Raw genomic sequence first — 17,818 nt, 5'->3', positions numbered from 1 at the left:
GCTACGCCCTCCCTACGCCCCAACCCTCGCAAGCGGTGCGCTCGTGACGTCCATCCCGAACACCAAAAGGGGGTCCCTATTGCACGCCTGTAGGGGTCCCTTTTGGACGCCGATTGACAAGAGTGGGGCTTCAGCCCGGTTTTCCGAGCGTCGGTAACGGGTCGCAACCAGACCGTCGCGTACCGGTGGGTAGCGGACATTGCATTGGCGAGGCACAGTGGCTGCATAGCCAGACCCGGTCATTCCCGCACTGCCCGCTGCAAACTCTCGAAAGCGGCGTGAAGTGATCCAGGCGACGCCAGATCACCGATGACCGCAAACCTGCTGATATGGAGGCCGCCATGTCAAAATCTGTTTCCCAGAAAATGGGCATCAGGCCGGCAGCGCGATCGCATTTCGTGAATGCGCCAGCAACGGCTTTGACAGCGATGGCGCACCCCTGCCTCAAAGTCTGCGAACGACTCGAAGGCGATTTCGACTACATCCATTTCTTCGCGTTGACCCAAGCCGCGATGGACCACACTTTTCCCAAGCTCAAAGCCCATCTTGGGAAAACGGGCATGCTTTGGCTGTCATGGCCGAAGAGCAGAAAGCTGGAAACCGACCTGACATTGCCGCAAGTCATCAGGATCGGCTACAGCCACGGACTGGTCGAAAGCACCGCTCTCAGCGTCGATGAGACGTGGTCGGCCTTGAAGTTCACGCATCCCAAACCCGGCAAGATTTACAACAACAGTTACGGCCAACTTCCCGGCGAGCCTTGAATGATCAAGGTCGGCGGGAGGGGCATATGTCCGCTATGGGTCAAACCCGGCGGTTGGAGGTCTGCCCCGGGCCAGACGCGCCGAAGGGCTGTCGAGGATGGTCGGACGTCCGCTGCCGAACCGTGACAGCCCCCGGCTTCGAGGCATTGCGTCACCGCGAGTTCGGTTCGAAGACCCCCGCCGTTCTGCAGTTCCTAAAGAGAGCCTGATTCACGCTTTCGAAAGAAGCGCGCAGCGGGTCTGTCTCGAACGATCAGGCTCTAGAGCCAGGGCTGGACAAGAGCCCTGAGATCGATCCGGGCTTTCAGCCTGGCCGCCAGCAGGGCGGTGCCGCTGATCTTTCGCTGGACGAACAGGATGTCCGAAGGCGGCAGATGCCATGCAGCACTGTCCGCCGCGATCTCCAGCCCTGGTTCGCGCAACGCCGCCAGGAAGCGGCGATCGCCGAAGTCGAACGGACCGGGGCGCTGAAGCTCGCCGAGGATCACATCGATCATGGCGTCGACGCGCCCGCCATGTCGCGCGACGGCGGCCGGGCCGATGAAGCCCGCCGAGAGCGCTGCGGCCCGCGCGGCCATCCGGTCGCCGGACAGACCCGCGTGCAGGAGCTGGCGGTACCCCATGGCTGTGGCCGGCTGCACCGGGCGGGCGGCGCCGAAATCGAGCAGCACCAGCCGGCCGCTATCGGGCTGGACGCGGTAGTTGGCGAAGTTCGGATCGGTCTGCATGACGCCGAACTGGAACAGCTCGCGCAGCACCAGGGTCATGAGGGTGCGAACGGCCGCGTCGCGCGCCGCCTGGGGGGCGGTCTCGAGCGTCTCGATCGGAAGGCCCGACAGGAAGGTCATCGCCAGAACCCGGGACGTCGTCAGCTGTGGATCGAGGGTGGGCACGATGACCTCGGGGGTATCGGCCAGCAGGCGCTCGAACAGCATCATCTGTTCGCCCTCGCGTTCGTAGTCGGCCTCTTCGGCAAGCTGGCGTTTGGCCTCGGCAAGGAGCGGCGCGATGTCGAGGCCCCTGGGCAGGGCGCCGGACATCCTCAGCAAGGTGGCGACGTTGTCGACATCGGACACGATGCTTTCGCTGACTCCCGGGTACTGCACCTTGATCGCCAGTTCGCGGCCGTCGCGGGTGATGGCGCGGTGAACCTGGCCGATCGACGCCGCAGCCATCGGATGCAGGTCGAACCGCTGGAACCGGGTTCGCCAGTCGGGGCCCCACTCGCGCACCAGAACCTTCTGCAACTGGGCCGGGGGCATGTGGTGGGCGCTGTCGCGCAACCGCGCCATGATGGCAGTCAGCTCCGCAGGCAGCAGGTCCCCGGCGTCCATCGAAATGATCTGGCCCAGCTTCATGGCCGCACCCCTCAGATGGGACAGGCGGTCGGCGATCCGTCCGACGTTCGACGGCGTCAGGAGCAGGTCTCGCAGCTGCGGGCGCTCGCCCTCCGCGAGCCGTCGCGCGCCCTCCGCCACCATGCCTCCGGCGACGGATCCCGCCAGCCGGCCGAACTGGCTCAGCCGCGACAGGCGCCCGCGCGGCACCGACCGTCCGTGGGATGAGCCCGTGTCCCGGCTCACGCTCTCACCACGCTAGCGTTCCGGGGCCGCCCTTGAACGGTCCGGCCAGACGCGAGGTGATCCAGCCGCCGTAGAACCCGCCGACCTGGGGCTCGACCGTCTCGCCGTCGACGCTGCAGTGATCGAAGGGGCCGGCATAGAAGGCGATATGATCCCGCAAGCCTTCAAACGGAGGCGTCGGCTCCGGATAGCTCCAGCCGACGCGCGGCAGGACCTGGGCGCCGATCACGACGTCCCAATAGGTCGCCGCGCCCTTCCACTCGCAGAACGAGCCGCCGCCAGCGCGACGCAGCAGCCCAGGCGCGATGTCCGAGGGCGGAATATAGTAGCTGGGCGGATGACTCGTCTCCAACGTCCGCACCGCAGAGCGGGTGTCGGCCACGATGACGCCCGCGTGGACGATCAGAACATGCACGCTGGTCGGCTGGGCTATGGCCGGGCGCGGATAGGCCCACACGCTTTCCTGACCGGGCATCACCGGATCGGGCCGGGAATTCACGCCAGGGCCAGAACCTGTCACCGTCCCTGCCCCCCGCAATCGACCAACCGCTTCCGCATGATGCGGATATGGGAGGACGGCCCGCAAAGTCATCCCGGTGCGACATCGACGCCCATCAGGCGCTCGCGGTCATTGAACGCCTCGCGCCCGCCCTTGCTGCCATCTCCAGCCTTTCGCGTCGGGATCGCCTGACGCGACGACTTCCCGATCTTGCCATGGCGACGGTCGCTGGAACGCGAAGCGCGCTCCCAAGACCTGCTCGACTTGCCGGAATGGAGCGGCGTCAAAGATGGAGTACATTCGCCCGCTTTCGCCCAGCCATCACCATGCGGACCCGTTGCAACAGCCCGTCCGGCGTGAACGGCTTGGCCAGGTAGCCCGAGCACCCCAGCGCTGCCGCTTCGCGGATCGTCTCGCTCAATCGGTTGGCGCTGACAATCAATACCGGCGGAAACCACGCCATCCGCCCCATGGCCTTCAGGACATCCAGTCCGTCTATACGCGGCATGTGGACATCCAGCAGCACGAGCGAGAATCGTGACCGCTTCAACAGGTCGATAGCCGCCTCGCCGTTGTTGACCAGCGACACCTCGAACCCGGCCTGGGTGAGAATGATGTCCATCATCTCGCCGATTGTCGGGTCGTCTTCAGCGATCAGAACAGCGTGTTTCATGCAGCGGCATCGACGTTGGAAGTTTCAACGTTCGAAGCGGTCAACTGGTTGGCAATGGTCGCCATCAGGTCGCGGATCTGGATCGGCTTGCCGACATGGCCATCCATCCCCGCCGCACGACAGGCTGCGACCTGCTCGGGTTGAACATTGGCCGTCAATGCAAGGATCGGCGTGCGCGACACTGGCCCCGACATCGCACGAATGGCCCGCGTGGCGTCCAGCCCATCCATGACCGGCATGTGCACGTCCATCAGGATCAGGTCATAGTCGCCGCTCGCAGCAGCCTGGACCGCTGCTGCGCCGTCGTCGAACGTCTCCAGCACGATATCCCAGCCGCCCAGGATGGCCCGCACCAGTTCGCGATTCGCGGCCGCGTCGTCCGCCATAAGAATCCGGGAGCCCGCTGGTACCTCCGCCAGGGTCTGCGCCTCGACGGTCGCACTGGTCCGCGCCGCGTCAAGCGGCACTTCCAGCCAGAAGGTAGAACCGTGACCCGGCCGGCTGTCCGCTCCGATCTCCCCACCCATCAGTTCGATCAGGCGACGCGAAATGGCCAGGCCTAATCCGGTCCCGCCATAGACCCGCGTGGTCGAGGCATCGGCCTGGGTAAAGCGGTCGAACAGGGCGTCGATCTTGTCGGCCGCGATGCCAATCCCGCTGTCGGTCACCGCGATCCGCAACCGCCCGTCGGCCCAGCCCATGTTCAGTAGAACCCGGCCATGCCCGGTGAACTTCACCGCATTGGACAGGAAGTTCAGCATAACCTGTCGCAATCGCCCCTCGTCGCCCATCAGGGCTTCGGGCAGTCCGGGCTCGACCTCAATATCCAGCGCCAGTCCCTTGGCCACGCACTGCGCCTCAACGATCCCCGCTGCGCCCTCAGCCATGGCCTTCGGATCGAACGGCATGGGATCCAGCCCCACGGCATCCGCTTCCAGTTTGGAATAGTCCAGAATGTCATTGATCACGCTCAGCAGCGCTTCCGACGACGTCGCGATCCGGTCCGCAAAGCGCCGCTCGGCGTCCGGCAGGCTCTGGCTACCTTTCAGCAGCCCCGAAAACCCGATCACGCTGGTCAGGGGCGTACGCAGCTCATGGCTCATATTGGCGAGGAATTCGGACTTGGCCCTGGCGCCCGCCTCCGCGACGTCACGGGCCTCAATCAGCGCCTCCTCAAGGGCTTTGGTCTCCGTAATATCGCGGACCACGTCTTGAAACTCGATCGGCTGCCCTATGGCGTCACGAATGACCTTGGGATGGGCCTCCAACCAGACAAACGATCCGTCCTTGCGGACACCGCGATAAGGCACGCGCGGCGACGGCGTTTCCGGCCCACTTCGCGCATAGTCGGCAAATACAGCCAGAACCCGGTCTACGTCTTCGGGGTGCATGAAGTCACCGGCCGGCTGACCAACCATCTCGTCAGGCCGGTAGCCCATGGGCCCCTCAATCGCGGGAGATAGATAGCGGAACACCCCGTCTATTCCGTAGGTTGCGATGATGTCGGTTGAGTTGTCCGCCAGTAGCCGATAGCGCGCTTCGCTAGCCTTGATCGTCTCTTCCGCCTGAACCCGCTCGGTCACGTCCTGGAAGACGCCATAAAGCGCGATTGTCGTTCCGTCCGGCCCGCATTCGGGCCGACATTGGGAAATCACGGCGCGTTCCTCGCCGTCCGAACGCATCAGTCGCAGTTGGAACTCGCCGGCCTCGCCCGTCTCCATCGCGTTGGCACACCAGTCACGGACGGCCTGCTGGTCGTCCGGATGATAGAAACCAACCGCGTCGTCGAGGTTGGGGTCAAAGGCCTCGGGCGTCACGCCATGGATCCGATAGACCTGCTCTGACCATCGGACATGCCCAGACACAGCGTTCAGCTTCCATGAGCCCAGACCCGCCAGGTTTTCCGCCAGCTTCAGAGTATCGACCAGTTCGGCCTGCTCGGCTTCAACGACCTTCCTGGCGGTGATGTCGCGGACATGGTCCTGCATTTCAAAAACCCGTCCGTCAGCGTCGCGCAAGGCACGGGGCGACGCCTCCAGCCAGACGATCGTCCCATCTGCCTTGAAGACCCGGTATTCGTAGCGCGTGACCTCCGCCCCTGAACCCGCTTCGAGATAGGCCTTCACCTTGGCGCAAACGGCGGGAAGGTCTTCGGGGACGGTAAAGTCGCCTCATTTCCGGCCGATCATTTCTTCCGGTTCGCGTCCGAGGATGGCTTCAACCGACGGCGACACATACAAAAACGATCCGTCTGCCGCGTAGCGCGCGACGATGTCGGTGGCGGTCTCGCTCAGCAGTCGAAACAGGCTTTCGCTCGCCTCGATACGCTCTTGCCCGCGCACTGACTCGGTGATGTCCTGAAAGATGCCGAACAGAGCGACGACCTGACCATCCTGGTCGAGCTCAACCTTGGCCCGGGTCCGCGTGACTCGCTGATCGCCGGCCCGGTCTATGCGCAAGAGCGTGTCATAGCCTTCCCCCTTCGCCAGGGCCCGCTCGATCAGAGCCCAGACGTTCGCCCGGTCCTCCGGGTCATACCGGGGGCTCATGGTATCGAACGTTGGATCGATCGATCCAGGCTCCAGCCCGTGGATGCGGAACACTTCATCCGACCATTCGATCGCCCGCGTCGCGACGTCGTATCGCCAATGACCGACCCCGGACATCGCCTCAGCCATTTCCAGCTTGGCTGCGTGCTCGTATTGGCGGCGTATCAATCGGGCCTTGTCGATCTCATGACCTGCCAGCCGGGCCAGAAGCGCCAGACTATCCATCTAAGCGGCTGTGGGCGCGGGCCGGGCTGCAGTATCGATGACACAGACCGCGCCGTCCTGCGCTCCATCAGCGGTCGTTATGACCGCCCCGGCATAGAACCGCACGCCATCGCGCGTTACCAATCCATTGTCCTGAAACCGGGGATCAAGCGTGGCGTCCTCGACCACCATCGTCGATCCTGCCGGCCCGCCAACCATGTGGGCGCAGAAGGATTCGTCCCGCGTCGTCTGATCTGCGTCATAGCCCCGGTTCGAACGAAACCATTGCCGGTCCTGATCCAGCACAGTGATCAGAGCGATAGGCGCGCCGAACAGTGCCGCCGCAAGTTCGGTCAGCCGGTCGAACGCTTCGCTCTTTGCCATCGCCAAATCCCTGTGAACGCTCAGGGTTAATGCCCGATACCGAACAAAGCGATACCTGGTAAGGTGCGCTTTGGGTCGGGATGCCCACTCGGAGAGCGGGCCGGGAAGGCGACCGTCGCCCGTCGCCTGCTGACGCCGGAACCGCCGGATCATCGCGCTCGATGCACGCCCGCGGGTGACCGGGAGGAGGAGGGGTCCGGGACGCCTCGACCACGCACCGGGCTGAGGCACTGAACCAACCGGCAGGACAAGCATTCGACTCGGTCCCGAGGAGTCGTCCCATGCCCGCACGCCCCACCTGGCAAGGCCATCTGAAGCTGTCGCTCGTCACCTGTCCGGTGGCGCTCTATGCGGCGACGACCAGGACGAACGACGTCTCGTTCCACCTGATCAATCCGAAGACCAACAATCGCATCCGCATGGTCGCGACGGACCCCGATACGGGGCCGGTCGAGCGGTCCGATCTGGTCAAGGGCTATGAGGTGTCGAAGGACGAATACGTCCTGTTCGACACCGCCGATTTCGACAAGGTGAAGCTGGACTCGACGCGGACCATCGACATCGAACAGTTCGTCGACGCCGACGACATCGACCGGCTGTACTGGGCCGACCCCCTCTATGTCGTGCCCGACAAGGGGGTGGGGGTCGAGGCCTTCGCCGTCATCCGCGAGGCGATGGCCAAGCAGAACAAGATCGCCATCGGCTCGCTGGTGCTCAGGAACCGCGAGCGGCGCATCGCCCTGGAGGTCCGGGGCAAGGGGCTGGTGGCCTGGACGCTGCGGGCGCACGACGAGGTGCGCGACGCCGACGACTATTTCGACGACATCCCGACGATGAGGGCGGATGCCGACATGGTCGATATCGCCGCGCGGATCATCAGCCAGAAGGATGCGGACTTCGATCCGACGCTGTTCAAGGACCGCTACGACGAGGCGTTGAAGGCGATGATCAAGGCCAAGCAGATGGGCCAGGGCGTGGTCGAGGCGCCGGAACCGGATGACACCAATGTCGTGGATTTGATGGCGGCGCTCAGGAACAGTCTGAAGGGGTCGGCGGGGGGAGCTGCGGCGAAGAAGCCGGCGGCGAAGAAGAAGGCTCCGGGGAAGAAGAAGGCGGCCTGAGTTTCCCTTCTCCCCTTGCGGGAGAAGGTGGCAGCCGAAGGCTGACGGATGAGGGGTCTCGCCGGCGGGTGGAGTTAGGGGGCAGACGGTAAATTGGCGAGGTCAGCGTGACCCCTCATCCGACCTCCGCTCCGCTTCGGCCACCTTCTCCCGCAGGGGGCGAAGGAAGCATCATCAATCCTCGGCCTCGATGCCGTCGATGTCGTCGTCGTCGAGGCCCATGTGGTGGCCGATCTCGTGGATGAGGACGTGGGCGATGATCTCGGCGAGGCCGACGTCGCCGCGCTCGCACCATTCGTCGAGGATCGGGCGGCGGTAGAGGAAGACGCGGGACGGCTCGGGCGCAGGGCCGAAGCCTTCGCGGTCGCCGATATGGACGCCATGATAGAGGCCGGTCAGGTCGAACGGGTCCTCGAGATCGACCGCGGCCAGGGTCTCCTCGTCGGCGAAATCGTCGATGCGGATGACCACATCCCCGGCGACGGACCTGAACGGCTCCGGCAGGGCGTCCAAGGCCTGGCGCGCCAGCCGGGCGAAGTCGTCGAGCGAAGGGGCCGCTTGGTCGTTCCAGGTCATGGTGGGGGAGTTAGGCGCTCGTCCGGGGCAGCGCCACCGTGGCGCACGGGACTCACCGTCGCGCACGCCCCGACGACTTGTTAACCATCCATTCGCGCCCGGCGCGGCTTCGGCTATGGTCGCGATTCGATCCAGCGGGTGAACGGGTATGGCGGAGGCCGATATCGCCTTTGCGGCGGCGGCGGGAGCGGCGGGGCTGGCCCTGTCGATCAGCGTCTGGGCGTGGCGTCTGCGCCGGGCCGTGGCCGCGCGCGAATCCATGATTGAGCGGGAACGCGCCGCGACGGCGGTGAGCCGGGCGCAGCACGACGGCGCCCTGACCGCCTTCGACGACGTGCGCATCGGGCTGACGCCGGGCGAGCCGCCGCTGTTGCTGGGGCGGCCCGAAAGCATCGAGGCGGTGCGGCTGGCCTTCGCCAGGGATGTGCAGGGGACGCCGGGCGCGGCCCTGGCCGAGGCCCTGCATGCCGGCCTGCCCGAGGCGATCGACGCCCTGCTGGCCGAGGGGACGCCGTTCGAGGCGCACGACGGCGACGCCTGGAAGATCGAGGGCAGCGCCGTCAACGGCACCGCCTGGCTGAGGCTGTCGCCGGTGGTGCGGAGCGTCTCGCAGGTGGACATCCAGGGTAAGCAGGGCGAGGGCGCCGGCGAGCAGGGGTTCGCGGCCGGGCTGATCGCCGACGCCTCGCCATCGCCGACCTGGGTCGTGGATCATGACGGGCGTCTGGTCTGGGCCAACAAGGCGTGGCTGGCCGAGGTGAAGTGCGGAACGGTCGAGGCGGCGCGCGAGGCCCGGGCCAGTTTCGACCGCGGCGCCGACCAGCTGGCGGCCGAGGCGGCGCGGGTCGGGACGCATCAGGAAGGCTTCCGCTGGACCGCCGGAGACGGACGTCGCCGGGCCTGGAAGATCCTGGCCGAGCCCCTGTTCTCGGGCGGCGCGGCCGGGCCGGGCGGGCCGGTGCTGGTCTTCGCCATCGACATGACCGAGGCCGAGGAGACGCGCGATACCCTGCGTCGTCACGTTACGGCCCATGACGAGACCCTCAACCATCTGGCCGATGCGGTGGCCATCTTCGGGCCGTCCAAGAAACTGGCCTTCCACAACATCGCCTTCCAGGTGCTATTCAACCTCGATCCGGCCTGGCTGAACGAACGGCCGACGCACGCCGAGCTGCTGGACCGGCTGCGTCAGCGCCGGATGCTGCCCGAGGTCATCGACTATGCGGGCTGGAAGGCCACGGAGCTGGAGTTCTACGAGGCGACGGAAGCCGCCGCCGACGACAGCTGGTCCTTGCCGGACGGGCGGACTCTGCGACTGGTGCGCCAGCCCCATCCCCTGGGCGGCATATTGCTGCTGTTCTCGGACATCACGGGCGAGCTGAGCCTGCGCAGCCGGTTCAACGCCCAGCTTCAGGTGCAGACGGCCACGCTCGACAAGCTCAACGACGCGGTCGCCGTGTTCGGCTCGGACGGGCGGCTGCGGCTGCACAACGAGGCGTTCGAGACCTTCTGGAGCCTGTCGGCCGAACAGCTGGAGGAGGCGGGGGAGTTCGACGCCATCGCCGAGCTGTGCAAGACGGCCCTGCCCGACGCGGCCCTGTGGCTGGGGCTGAAGGCGCGGGTGGCCGATCCCGATCCCGAGAGCCGCATCGCCGTCTCGGGCGAGGGGCGCACGACCGACGGGCGGACGGCGGCCTGGCAGACCCGGCCCCTCCCCGACGGCGCGACCCTGGTGGCCTTCTCCGACGTGACGGCGCGGCGCGAGCTGGAACAGGCCCTGGCCCAGCGCGAGGCGGCCCTGAAGGAAAGCCAGGCGCTGAAGCGCGAGTTCGTCGGCTCGGTCAGCTATGAGCTGCGGACGCCGCTGACGACCATCGTCGGCTATTCCGAACTGCTGGAGACGATGGGCGATCTGCCGGAACGCAGCCGCCAGTACGCGGGGGCCATCCGCGTCGCCGCCGGCCAGCTGACCCACTCCATCGACGATGTGCTCGACATGGCCCAGATCGACGCGGGGGAGATGGAGCTATCGCTCGGCGACGTGCGCATCCGCGACCTGTTCGCCGAGGCCGTCGAGAAGCACCGGCCGCGGATCGAGGGACGCGGCGCAACGCTGAAGGCCGTCGCCGCCGCCAACCTGCCGGCCATCCGGGCCGATGCGAGGCGGCTGGCGCAGGCCGTCGATCATCTGCTGGACAATGCCGGGCGCTCGGTGTCGGAGGGCGGGTCGGTGTCCCTGCGGGCCGAGGCCAACTCAAGCGAGCTGCGCATACGGGTCGAGGATACCGGCCGCGGCATCCCCTATCATCTGCAGGCGCACGTCTTCGACCGGTTCGTGAAGCGCGAGCGCGGCGGGCCGGGCGTCGGTCTGGCCCTGGTCAAAGCCCTGGTCGAGCTGCACGGCGGCTGGGCCGAGGTGGAAAGCGAACCCGGCAAGGGCGCGGCCTTCATCCTGCACCTGCCGCTGGAGGCCGACAGCCGGGCTGCGGCGCCGGAATTGGCGCTGGGTTGAGCGGAAGAATAAAGACGAGCCATGAGCAAGCTCCTGAAGACCGCCCTGATCTACGATTTCGACGGGACCCTGGCGCGGGGGAATATGCAGGAGGTGACCTTCATTCCCTCGGTGGGGATGGGAATCGGCGACTTCTGGGGCGAGGCGGACCGGCTGACCAAGTCGGCCGATGGCGACAATATCCTGATGTATATGCAGCTGATGCTGCAGCGGGCGCGGCACAGCGACCAGCCGATCACCAAAAAGCTGCTGGCCGAGCACGGTCAGGACGTGAAGCTGTTCGACGGGCTGAAGTCGGATCTGACCGGCACCGGCTGGTTCGAGCGGATCGACGCCATCGGCGCGAAATACGGGCTGGAGATCGAACACTACATCATCTCGGCGGGCCTGGAGGAGATGATCGACGGCTGTCCGATCCGCGACGCCTTCCACCACGTCTTCGCGTCGAAATTCGCCTATGACGACCACGGGGTGGCGATCTGGCCGGCGGTGGGGGTCAATTACACGACCAAGACCCAGTATCTGTTCCGCATCAACAAGGGGGTCCTGAACCACTGGGACCACGAGCGGATCAACCGGTTCACCGCCGACGAGGACCGGGCGATTCCGTTCGAGCGGATGATCTTCCTCGGCGACGGCGACACCGACGTGCCGACCATGAAGATGATGCACACCAAGGGCGGCTTCTCGATCGCCGTCTATGATCCCCGGAACTCGGAGAAGGATCAGAAGAAGATCTATTCGCTGATCTCCGAGGACCGGGTCAATTTCGTCGCCGCCGCCGACTATCGCGAAGGCCAGCCGCTCGACCTGATCGTGAAGGGGCTGATCGGGCGGATCGCGATCAATGCCAGCACCATGCCGAGGATCGAGTAGCCAGCAATTCTTTCGTCATTCCGGGCGAAGCGTAGCGAAGACCCGGAATGACGAAAGAAGAGGATGGGACCTACTGTCCTCCTGCCCTGATCCACGCCTCGCGGGCCGGGAGCAGGCGGGAGGGGACGAGGCCGCGCAGGGCGGACTGGCCCTTGAGCGTGAGCCCGGCCTCTGCGCCCTTGCGCCAGGCGACGTCCGCCTCGATGGCGAGGCCCGCCGCAACGTCCACAATGGTGACTCGGGCGGGCAGGGAAAGCTGACGATCGGTGCGGACCTTGAGGCCGCCCGCCGAGGTGTCGACGATCACGCAGGCCATCTCTATCCCGGGCGCGACCAGGACGGCGCGCGCGTTCGCGGGCGAGCGGGGCTGGAGGCGACGGTCGATGGGTTGGGTCAAGGCCACGGTACTCAACGCGCGGCGAGCGCTTCAGGCGCCGCCGTGATCCCGGATGTGAAGCACGGCGCGGTCTCCGTCCAGTTCGATGACGCTGTCCGCCGTGACGCCGCCGGCCAGCATGTGGCGGGTGATGCGCTCGAAGGCCTGGATGAAGCGGGCCAGTTCGGTACGGCGGGCCCCGGGCACGGCGGCAGGACGGATGCCGAGCAATCCCGCCTCCTGTTCGACCCGCCAGTCGAGGATGCGGTCGAAGGTCGGGGCCTTGAGGAACAGCAGGGCGTCGAAGGTGGCGAACAGGCGGGCGTAACGGGTCGCCAGTGAATGGTTGATCGCGCGGCGCCAGACGGCGTCCGGGTCGTCGATCCGCTCGAGGTCATTGATGGATTCCGACAATTCGGCCGGTCCTTGCGGCGTCGCTCCGAGGCACCAGCCTTCCAGCAGGACAGCGCGGGGCCGGCCGGTGAAGACGGGCCAGTCCGCCTCGGCCCGGCGGTCGTCTGCGAGCTTGTCGAAGGCGGGGATCGCCGCACGGTCCCCTGGCCCGGCGGCGCGCAGGCGGGCCAGAGTCTGATCCAGGAGGGCGAGGTCGTGGGTGGCGGGCGGACCGCGCACGGCGAACAGAGGATGGACGCGGACGGCGAGATCGGCGCGCTCTGCGCGGGTCAGATAGACGTCGTCGAGGGACAGGGCGGCGCAGGCCAGGTGCGTCGCCGCCTCGGCCGCCAGGGTGCTCTTGCCGGACCCTTGAGCGCCCGCGATGGCGATCAGGGGGATGTGGCCCGGCCGCGCGTGGTGGCGGATCAGGTCGTCCACGGCCTGGATCAGCCGCGGATCGACGATGGCAGACTCCGGGGTCAGTGCTGGTTGGCCGGCAGGCGCACGATCAGGCCGTCGAGGGCGTCGGAGACCCGGATCTGGCATGAGAGGCGCGAGTTCGGCTCCACCTCCTCGGCGAAGTCGAGCATCGACTCCTCCATGGCAGAGGGCTTGCCGGTCGCCTCGCGCCAGGCCTCGTCGACATAGACATGGCAGGTGGCGCAGGCGCAGGCCCCGCCGCAGTCGGCGTCAATGCCGGGCACATTATTGCGGACCGCCCCCTCCATGACGGAGAGGCCCGACTTGACCTCAACGGCATGTTCGCGGCCGTCGTGCTCGATGTAGGTGACCTTGGGCATGAGGCGGTCTTGGCAAAGCCTCGAGCCGGAGGCAAGACCGTAAGTTGGTGCCGTATGAAAGATATGGTATCGGCGTCCATGGGCGATCTTCGCAAAATTACAGCCTTCGTACCCGTGGAGCTGATGGACCGGGCGCAATCTCTGTCAGGCGCGGGTGTAACGGAAACCCTGCGGCAAGCTCTGGAGCGCTATGCCGTATCCGAGTGGTCAAAGCGGATGCTGGCGCTGCAAGGCCAGGTCGATTGCAGCGACTTCGATCTCGACGCCCTTCGAGAGGATCGTGAGTTCGATGCTTTCGGAAATGTCGTTTGATCGCAGCGGACACCAGCAGCGTCATTAACTTCCTGACCCGTCAAGAGACCCCTGACGCGCGTCTCGTGGAAGCAGCGTTTCGGGCCGAGACGCTGCGACTGCCGCCGCCGGTGGTCGCAGAACTCCTGTCTTCGCCCAAAGCCGAACCTGCCCTCAGGGGCATAATCGACATGGCGGGGATGCTGCCGATCAGTGAGCATTTCTGGATCGGCGCCGGTGAAATCCGGCGCCGACTTCTGAGCAAAGGACTCAAGGCGCGGCTCGCGGACACGCTGATTGCCCAGTGCTGCCTCGACGCCGGCGTTCCACTGATCACGCGCGACGGCGACTATCGCCACTTCGCGACCCATTGCGGCTTAAAGCTGGCTCTCTAGAGCCTGATCCGTTGAGGAGGAATCGCTACCCGATTCCGCCGATGCGGTGAATCAGGCTCCAGATATGAGCGAGAGCATGATTCACGCCTTCACCAGAACCGCGTAGCGGTTCTGTCTCAAGCGATCATGCTCTAGCCGAACTCCTGATCCGCAGACTTCAGGCCGCCTGCTTCTTGCGTCCCGGGGCGATCATCAGCTTCTTGGTCTCGGCGATGGCCTTGGCCGGGTTCAGGCCCTTGGGGCAGACCTGGGCGCAGTTCATGATCGTGTGGCAGCGGTAGAGCTTGAACGGGTCCTCGAGGTCATCGAGCCGCTCCTGGGTCTTGTCGTCGCGGCTGTCGGAGATCCAGCGATAGGACTGCAGCAGGGCCGCGGGACCCAGGTACTCGGTCTGGTTCCACCAGTAGCTGGGGCAGGAGGTCGAGCAGCAGGCGCACAGGATGCATTCATAGAGACCGTCGAGCTTCGCGCGGTCCTCGGGCGACTGCAGGCGCTCGGTGGTGGGATCCGGATCGTCGGACTGGAGGTAGGGCTTGATCGAGTCGTACTGGGCGTAGAACAGGGTCAGGTCCGTCACCAGATCCTTGATCACGGCCTGGTGCGGCAGGGGGCCGATGGCGATGGTCGAGGACGAGCATTCGTCCCAGCCCTTGGTGCAGGCCAGGGTGTTGCGGCCGTCGATGTTCATCGAGCAGGAGCCGCAGATGCCCTCGCGGCACGAGCGCCGGAACGACAGGGTCGGGTCGATCTCGTTCTTGATGTGGATCAGGGCGTCCAGCAGCATCGGGCCGTGATCGTCGGCCGAGACCTCGAAGACGTCCCACGAGGGGTTGGCGTCGACGTTGGGGTCATAGCGATAGACCTTGTAGGTCTTGACGTTCCTGGCGCCCTTGGGAGCCTTGTGGACCTTGCCCCTGGTCGGGGCCGAGCCGCGCGGGAGGGTGAGTTGAACCATCTCAGTAAACCCTCGCCTTGGGCTTGATGTACTCGATGTCGCTGGACATCGTGTAGGTGTGAACCGGTCGGTAGTCGATCGTGACGTCCTCGCCGGGTCTCTTCCAGGCCAGGGTGTGCTTCATCCATTCGTCGTCGTGACGGTCAGGGAAGTCCTCGCGAGCATGGGCCCCCCGGCTTTCCTTGCGGTTGGCCGCGCTCTCGATCGTGACCAGGGCCTGGTCGATCAGGTTGTCGTATTCCAGCGCCTCGACCAGATCCGTATTCCAGATCATGCCGCGATCGGTGGTCTTGATGTCGGCCGAGCGGGCGGCGATGTCGCGCAGCCTGGCGACGCCCCCGTCGAGGGTCTCGCCGGTGCGGAACACGGCCGCGTCCGACTGCATGGCGTGCTGCATCTCGTTGCGCAGTCTGGCCGTCGACTGGGAGCCGTTGGCGAAGCGGAAGCGATCGAGACGCGCCAGATGTCCGGCGGTCACCGAGGCCGGGGCGGCCGGGACCGGGGCGGCCCTGTCCACGACCTCGCCGGCCCGAAGGCCGGCGGCGCGTCCGAAGACGACGAGATCGGTCAGGCTGTTGGAGCCCAGACGGTTGGCGCCGTGGACCGAGACGCAGGCCGCCTCGCCCACGGCCATCAGGCCGGGGACCACGGTGTCGGCGTTGTCTCCGACCTTGGTCAGGACCTCGCCGTGATAGTTGGTAGGGATGCCGCCCATGTTGTAGTGGACGGTCGGGATGACCGGGATCGGCTCCTTCGTGACATCGACGCCGGCGAAGATCTTGGCGCTCTCGGAGATGCCCGGCAGGCGCTCGTGCAGCACCGCCGGGTCGAGGTGATCCAGGTGCAGGTTGATGTGGTCCTTGTTCGGACCGACGCCGCGACCCTCGCGGATTTCCATCGTCATGGAACGGCTGACGACGTCGCGTGAGGCCAGATCCTTGGCCGACGGGGCGTAGCGTTCCATGAACCGCTCGCCCTCGGAGTTGGTCAGATAGCCGCCCTCGCCCCGGGCGCCCTCGGTGATCAGACAGCCGGCGCCATAGATGCCGGTCGGGTGGAACTGGACGAACTCCATGTCCTGCAGCGGCAGGCCGGCGCGCAGGACCATCGCATTCCCATCACCCGTGCAGGTGTGGGCCGAGGTGGCCGAGAAATAGGCGCGGCCGTAGCCGCCGGTGGCCAGGATGACGAGCTTGGCGCGGAACTGGTGGATGGTGCCGTCGTCGAGCTTCCAGGCCGTGACGCCCGTGCATTTGCCGTCCTGCATGATCAGGTCGAGGGCGAAATACTCGATGAAGAACTCGACCTCGCGGCGCACCGACTGGCCGTAGAGGGTGTGGAGGATGGCGTGGCCGGTGCGGTCGGCTGCGGCGCAGGTGCGCTGGACCGGGCCCTCGCCGTAGTTCTTCGTCATGCCGCCGAAGGCGCGCTGATAGATCTTGCCTTCGTCGGTGCGCGAGAAGGGCACGCCCCAGTGTTCCAGCTCGTAGACGGCCTTGGGGGCCTCGCGGACCAGATATTCGATGGCGTCCTGGTCGCCCAGCCAGTCCGACCCCTTGACGGTGTCGTACATGTGCCACTTCCAGGAATCCTCGCCCATGTTGCCGAGCGCGGCGGAGATGCCGCCCTGGGCCGCCACGGTGTGGGAGCGAGTCGGGAAGACCTTGGTGACGCAGGCGACCTTCAGTCCCTGCTGCGCCGCCCCGAGGGCCGCGCGGAGGCCCGAGCCCCCGGCGCCGACGACGACGACGTCGTATTCGTGATCGACGATTTGATAGTCAGCCATTTTTTCTCGATCAGATCCCGAAACCGGCCGGCAGCGGCGCCGAACCCAGCGCCAGCCGTACGATGAAGAAGACGCTGGCGGCGGCCAGCGCGAGGAAGATCAGGTTCAGCAGGCCCAGCAGCAGGGCCTTGTTCCCCGGACGGTGGATGTAGTCCTCGACGATCACCTTCCAGGCCAGGCTGGCGAAACCGAAGAAGACCAGGGCCGTGACGATCAGAAGCCCGGCGTTCAGCCGGCTGGCGAACCACTGGAGAACGACGTCGTATCCGGCGCCGGCCAGGGTGAAGGCGGTCGACAGCAGCCAGACGCCGAGCGGCATCATCAGGGCCAGCAGAACCTTTTCCAGGGTCCATTCCCCGGCGCCGTGGCGTTCGGAGACCCGGACGCCGTTCTTGTACTGGGCCTGAGCGCTCACAGCGAAACCCTTCCGGTGACGAACAGGGCGACCCAGAACAGGATGGCCAGGGGGACGGGGCCGTAGACGGCGATCGACGACAGCCGGTCGGCGGACGTGATCGTCAGGCCGGCGCCGGTGTCGTTGATCAGGTGGCGACCGCCGTTCAGCAGGAGCGAGAACAGCGCCGCCGTCAGGCCGAAGCCGACGAACAGGCCCAGGGGCGAGCCCGCCAGATCGAGAGCGGCGGCCCAGGCCTCCGGTCCGAAGGCGGCGGCGGCGATCCATGCGACGACGAAGATCGCGCCGACGCTGGCCGCGCCGATGGTGACGCGGAACAGGATCGAGGCCGTCATGGTGATATGCCAGCGCCAGGTCTGCAGATGCGGAGACAGGGGACGAGGGCGGCCGTTGGGCTGGGGGACGAAGCGACCGGTCTGGTCGTCGGCCGCGTCGCCGGTAGGGTTCGACATGCGAATGGTTCTCAAAAAACTGAGACGGAACAGGCGTCAAGCGTGAGTGGCACAGGCTTTACGGACGGTGGCAGGCCGGTGTCAACGCGAGGGTGCAGGGCAAAACGGGCTTGCCGTCACCCTCATCCCGCACTGCGGGGGGCCGATCACGATTTCGCGTGTCGCACGTCGGCGCTGGCCATCGCCGCCGCGAGACGACAAGCTGCCCCCC

The 17,818-nt window shown here is 66.2% G+C and carries 19 protein-coding genes and 1 pseudogene; 6 read left to right on the top strand and 14 right to left on the bottom strand.

Annotated features, from left to right (window positions below; translation table 11 throughout):
- Window positions 1-341 precede the first annotated feature (341 nt).
- On the top strand, window positions 342-764 hold the full coding sequence (locus ACP7A5_RS09390) for a hypothetical protein (protein WP_426041670.1): 423 nt from the start codon (window positions 342-344) through the stop codon (window positions 762-764).
- Window positions 765-1,024: 260 nt separating this feature from the next.
- Here the strand turns inward: ACP7A5_RS09390 and ACP7A5_RS09385 are convergent, their stop codons facing one another.
- From ACP7A5_RS09385 to ACP7A5_RS09360, 6 genes and pseudogenes are all read right to left on the bottom strand, one after another.
- Window positions 1,025-2,347 carry an ABC1 kinase family protein gene (locus ACP7A5_RS09385; protein ID WP_426041669.1) on the bottom strand — a complete coding sequence of 441 codons (1,323 nt, stop codon included), beginning with the start codon at window positions 2,345-2,347 and terminating at the stop codon, window positions 1,025-1,027.
- Window positions 2,348-2,351: 4 nt separating this feature from the next.
- Window positions 2,352-2,822 (bottom strand): DUF427 domain-containing protein, encoded by a 471-nt coding sequence (locus ACP7A5_RS09380; protein ID WP_426041668.1) that lies wholly within the window; start codon window positions 2,820-2,822, stop codon window positions 2,352-2,354.
- A 307-nt stretch (window positions 2,823-3,129) separates the two neighbouring features.
- Window positions 3,130-3,519 (bottom strand): response regulator, encoded by a 390-nt coding sequence (locus tag ACP7A5_RS09375; RefSeq protein ID WP_426041667.1) that lies wholly within the window; start codon window positions 3,517-3,519, stop codon window positions 3,130-3,132.
- Window positions 3,516-5,384 (bottom strand): PAS domain S-box protein, encoded by a 1,869-nt coding sequence (locus ACP7A5_RS09370; protein WP_426041675.1) that lies wholly within the window; start codon window positions 5,382-5,384, stop codon window positions 3,516-3,518. The genes ACP7A5_RS09375 and ACP7A5_RS09370 overlap by 4 nt, the downstream gene beginning before the upstream one ends.
- Window positions 5,385-5,471: 87 nt before the next feature.
- Window positions 5,472-6,185: pseudogene (locus ACP7A5_RS09365) on the bottom strand (PAS domain-containing protein); the annotation flags it as partial.
- Between the two features lie 108 nt (window positions 6,186-6,293).
- A complete protein-coding gene (locus ACP7A5_RS09360; RefSeq protein WP_426041666.1) occupies window positions 6,294-6,656 on the bottom strand; it encodes a GAF domain-containing protein in 363 nt (120 codons plus the stop codon).
- Window positions 6,657-6,937: 281 nt separating this feature from the next.
- On the opposite strand from ACP7A5_RS09360, the gene ACP7A5_RS09355 reads away from it, so the two are divergent.
- The gene (locus ACP7A5_RS09355) at window positions 6,938-7,777 is read left to right on the top strand and encodes a Ku protein (RefSeq protein WP_426041665.1); all 840 of its coding nucleotides are present in this window, start codon (window positions 6,938-6,940) and stop codon (window positions 7,775-7,777) included.
- Between the two features lie 174 nt (window positions 7,778-7,951).
- Here the strand turns inward: ACP7A5_RS09355 and ACP7A5_RS09350 are convergent, their stop codons facing one another.
- Window positions 7,952-8,353, bottom strand: coding sequence for a metallopeptidase family protein (locus tag ACP7A5_RS09350; protein ID WP_426041664.1), 402 nt, complete (start codon window positions 8,351-8,353; stop codon window positions 7,952-7,954).
- Window positions 8,354-8,501: 148 nt separating this feature from the next.
- Here ACP7A5_RS09350 and ACP7A5_RS09345 point away from each other — a divergent pair, with 148 nt between their 5' ends.
- Window positions 8,502-10,865 carry an ATP-binding protein gene (locus ACP7A5_RS09345; RefSeq protein ID WP_426041663.1) on the top strand — a complete coding sequence of 788 codons (2,364 nt, stop codon included), beginning with the start codon at window positions 8,502-8,504 and terminating at the stop codon, window positions 10,863-10,865.
- Between the two features lie 21 nt (window positions 10,866-10,886).
- Complete coding sequence (locus ACP7A5_RS09340; RefSeq protein WP_426041662.1) at window positions 10,887-11,741, top strand: HAD family hydrolase; 855 nt, start codon at window positions 10,887-10,889, stop codon at window positions 11,739-11,741.
- A gap of 70 nt (window positions 11,742-11,811) precedes the next feature.
- Here the strand turns inward: ACP7A5_RS09340 and ACP7A5_RS09335 are convergent, their stop codons facing one another.
- From ACP7A5_RS09335 to ACP7A5_RS09325, 3 genes are read right to left on the bottom strand one after another with little or no spacing between them, the layout of a single operon-like run.
- The gene (locus ACP7A5_RS09335) at window positions 11,812-12,144 is read right to left on the bottom strand and encodes a PilZ domain-containing protein (protein WP_426041661.1); all 333 of its coding nucleotides are present in this window, start codon (window positions 12,142-12,144) and stop codon (window positions 11,812-11,814) included.
- Between the two features lie 24 nt (window positions 12,145-12,168).
- Window positions 12,169-12,951: a kinase gene (locus ACP7A5_RS09330; protein WP_426041660.1), complete on the bottom strand. Its 783-nt coding sequence runs from the start codon at window positions 12,949-12,951 to the stop codon at window positions 12,169-12,171.
- A gap of 41 nt (window positions 12,952-12,992) precedes the next feature.
- Window positions 12,993-13,313 (bottom strand): 2Fe-2S iron-sulfur cluster-binding protein, encoded by a 321-nt coding sequence (locus ACP7A5_RS09325; protein ID WP_298158803.1) that lies wholly within the window; start codon window positions 13,311-13,313, stop codon window positions 12,993-12,995.
- A 78-nt stretch (window positions 13,314-13,391) separates the two neighbouring features.
- On the opposite strand from ACP7A5_RS09325, the gene ACP7A5_RS09320 reads away from it, so the two are divergent.
- Entirely contained in the window at window positions 13,392-13,625 is a 234-nt protein-coding gene (locus tag ACP7A5_RS09320) for a hypothetical protein (RefSeq protein WP_426041659.1), read from the top strand.
- Complete coding sequence (locus ACP7A5_RS09315; protein ID WP_426041658.1) at window positions 13,622-13,999, top strand: PIN domain-containing protein; 378 nt, start codon at window positions 13,622-13,624, stop codon at window positions 13,997-13,999. The genes ACP7A5_RS09320 and ACP7A5_RS09315 overlap by 4 nt, the downstream gene beginning before the upstream one ends.
- Before the next feature lie 157 nt (window positions 14,000-14,156).
- On the opposite strand, the gene ACP7A5_RS09310 is transcribed toward ACP7A5_RS09315, so the two are convergent.
- Genes ACP7A5_RS09310 through sdhC form a run of 4 tightly spaced genes read right to left on the bottom strand, consistent with a single transcriptional unit; the run spans window position 14,157 to window position 17,607 of the window.
- Window positions 14,157-14,954, bottom strand: a complete 798-nt coding sequence (locus ACP7A5_RS09310; RefSeq protein WP_425990228.1) for a succinate dehydrogenase iron-sulfur subunit — start codon at window positions 14,952-14,954, stop codon at window positions 14,157-14,159.
- Window position 14,955: 1 nt separating this feature from the next.
- On the bottom strand, window positions 14,956-16,740 hold the full coding sequence (sdhA, locus tag ACP7A5_RS09305) for a succinate dehydrogenase flavoprotein subunit (protein WP_426041657.1): 1,785 nt from the start codon (window positions 16,738-16,740) through the stop codon (window positions 14,956-14,958).
- Between the two features lie 10 nt (window positions 16,741-16,750).
- A complete protein-coding gene (sdhD, locus tag ACP7A5_RS09300; protein WP_426041656.1) occupies window positions 16,751-17,155 on the bottom strand; it encodes a succinate dehydrogenase, hydrophobic membrane anchor protein in 405 nt (134 codons plus the stop codon).
- Entirely contained in the window at window positions 17,152-17,607 is a 456-nt protein-coding gene (gene sdhC / locus ACP7A5_RS09295; protein WP_426041655.1) for a succinate dehydrogenase, cytochrome b556 subunit, read from the bottom strand. Before sdhC ends, sdhD begins: the two co-directional genes overlap by 4 nt.
- Window positions 17,608-17,818 lie beyond the last annotated feature (211 nt).

This window comes from Brevundimonas sp. TWP2-3-4b1 (assembly GCF_049897665.1).
Lineage (GTDB): Bacteria > Pseudomonadota > Alphaproteobacteria > Caulobacterales > Caulobacteraceae > Brevundimonas > Brevundimonas subvibrioides_B.
Note: the sequence above shows the minus strand (reverse complement) of the source record. Positions and strands in the feature narration are given on the sequence as shown.

Excerpts from the sequence above, each read along its gene's own strand:
- ACP7A5_RS09390 (WP_426041670.1), top strand. The coding sequence starts at position 342 with ATGTCAAAATCTGTTTCCCAGAAAATGGGCATCAGGCCGGCAGCGCGA.
- ACP7A5_RS09380 (WP_426041668.1), bottom strand. The coding sequence starts at position 2,822 with ATGCCCGGTCAGGAAAGCGTGTGGGCCTATCCGCGCCCGGCCATAGCC.
- ACP7A5_RS09375 (WP_426041667.1), bottom strand. The coding sequence starts at position 3,519 with ATGAAACACGCTGTTCTGATCGCTGAAGACGACCCGACAATCGGCGAG.
- ACP7A5_RS09360 (WP_426041666.1), bottom strand. The coding sequence starts at position 6,656 with ATGGCAAAGAGCGAAGCGTTCGACCGGCTGACCGAACTTGCGGCGGCA.
- ACP7A5_RS09355 (WP_426041665.1), top strand. The coding sequence starts at position 6,938 with ATGCCCGCACGCCCCACCTGGCAAGGCCATCTGAAGCTGTCGCTCGTC.
- ACP7A5_RS09350 (WP_426041664.1), bottom strand. The coding sequence starts at position 8,353 with ATGACCTGGAACGACCAAGCGGCCCCTTCGCTCGACGACTTCGCCCGG.
- ACP7A5_RS09345 (WP_426041663.1), top strand. The coding sequence starts at position 8,502 with ATGGCGGAGGCCGATATCGCCTTTGCGGCGGCGGCGGGAGCGGCGGGG.
- ACP7A5_RS09340 (WP_426041662.1), top strand. The coding sequence starts at position 10,887 with ATGAGCAAGCTCCTGAAGACCGCCCTGATCTACGATTTCGACGGGACC.
- ACP7A5_RS09325 (WP_298158803.1), bottom strand. The coding sequence starts at position 13,313 with ATGCCCAAGGTCACCTACATCGAGCACGACGGCCGCGAACATGCCGTT.
- ACP7A5_RS09320 (WP_426041659.1), top strand. The coding sequence starts at position 13,392 with ATGGGCGATCTTCGCAAAATTACAGCCTTCGTACCCGTGGAGCTGATG.
- ACP7A5_RS09310 (WP_425990228.1), bottom strand. The coding sequence starts at position 14,954 with ATGGTTCAACTCACCCTCCCGCGCGGCTCGGCCCCGACCAGGGGCAAG.
- sdhA (WP_426041657.1), bottom strand. The coding sequence starts at position 16,740 with ATGGCTGACTATCAAATCGTCGATCACGAATACGACGTCGTCGTCGTC.
- sdhC (WP_426041655.1), bottom strand. The coding sequence starts at position 17,607 with ATGTCGAACCCTACCGGCGACGCGGCCGACGACCAGACCGGTCGCTTC.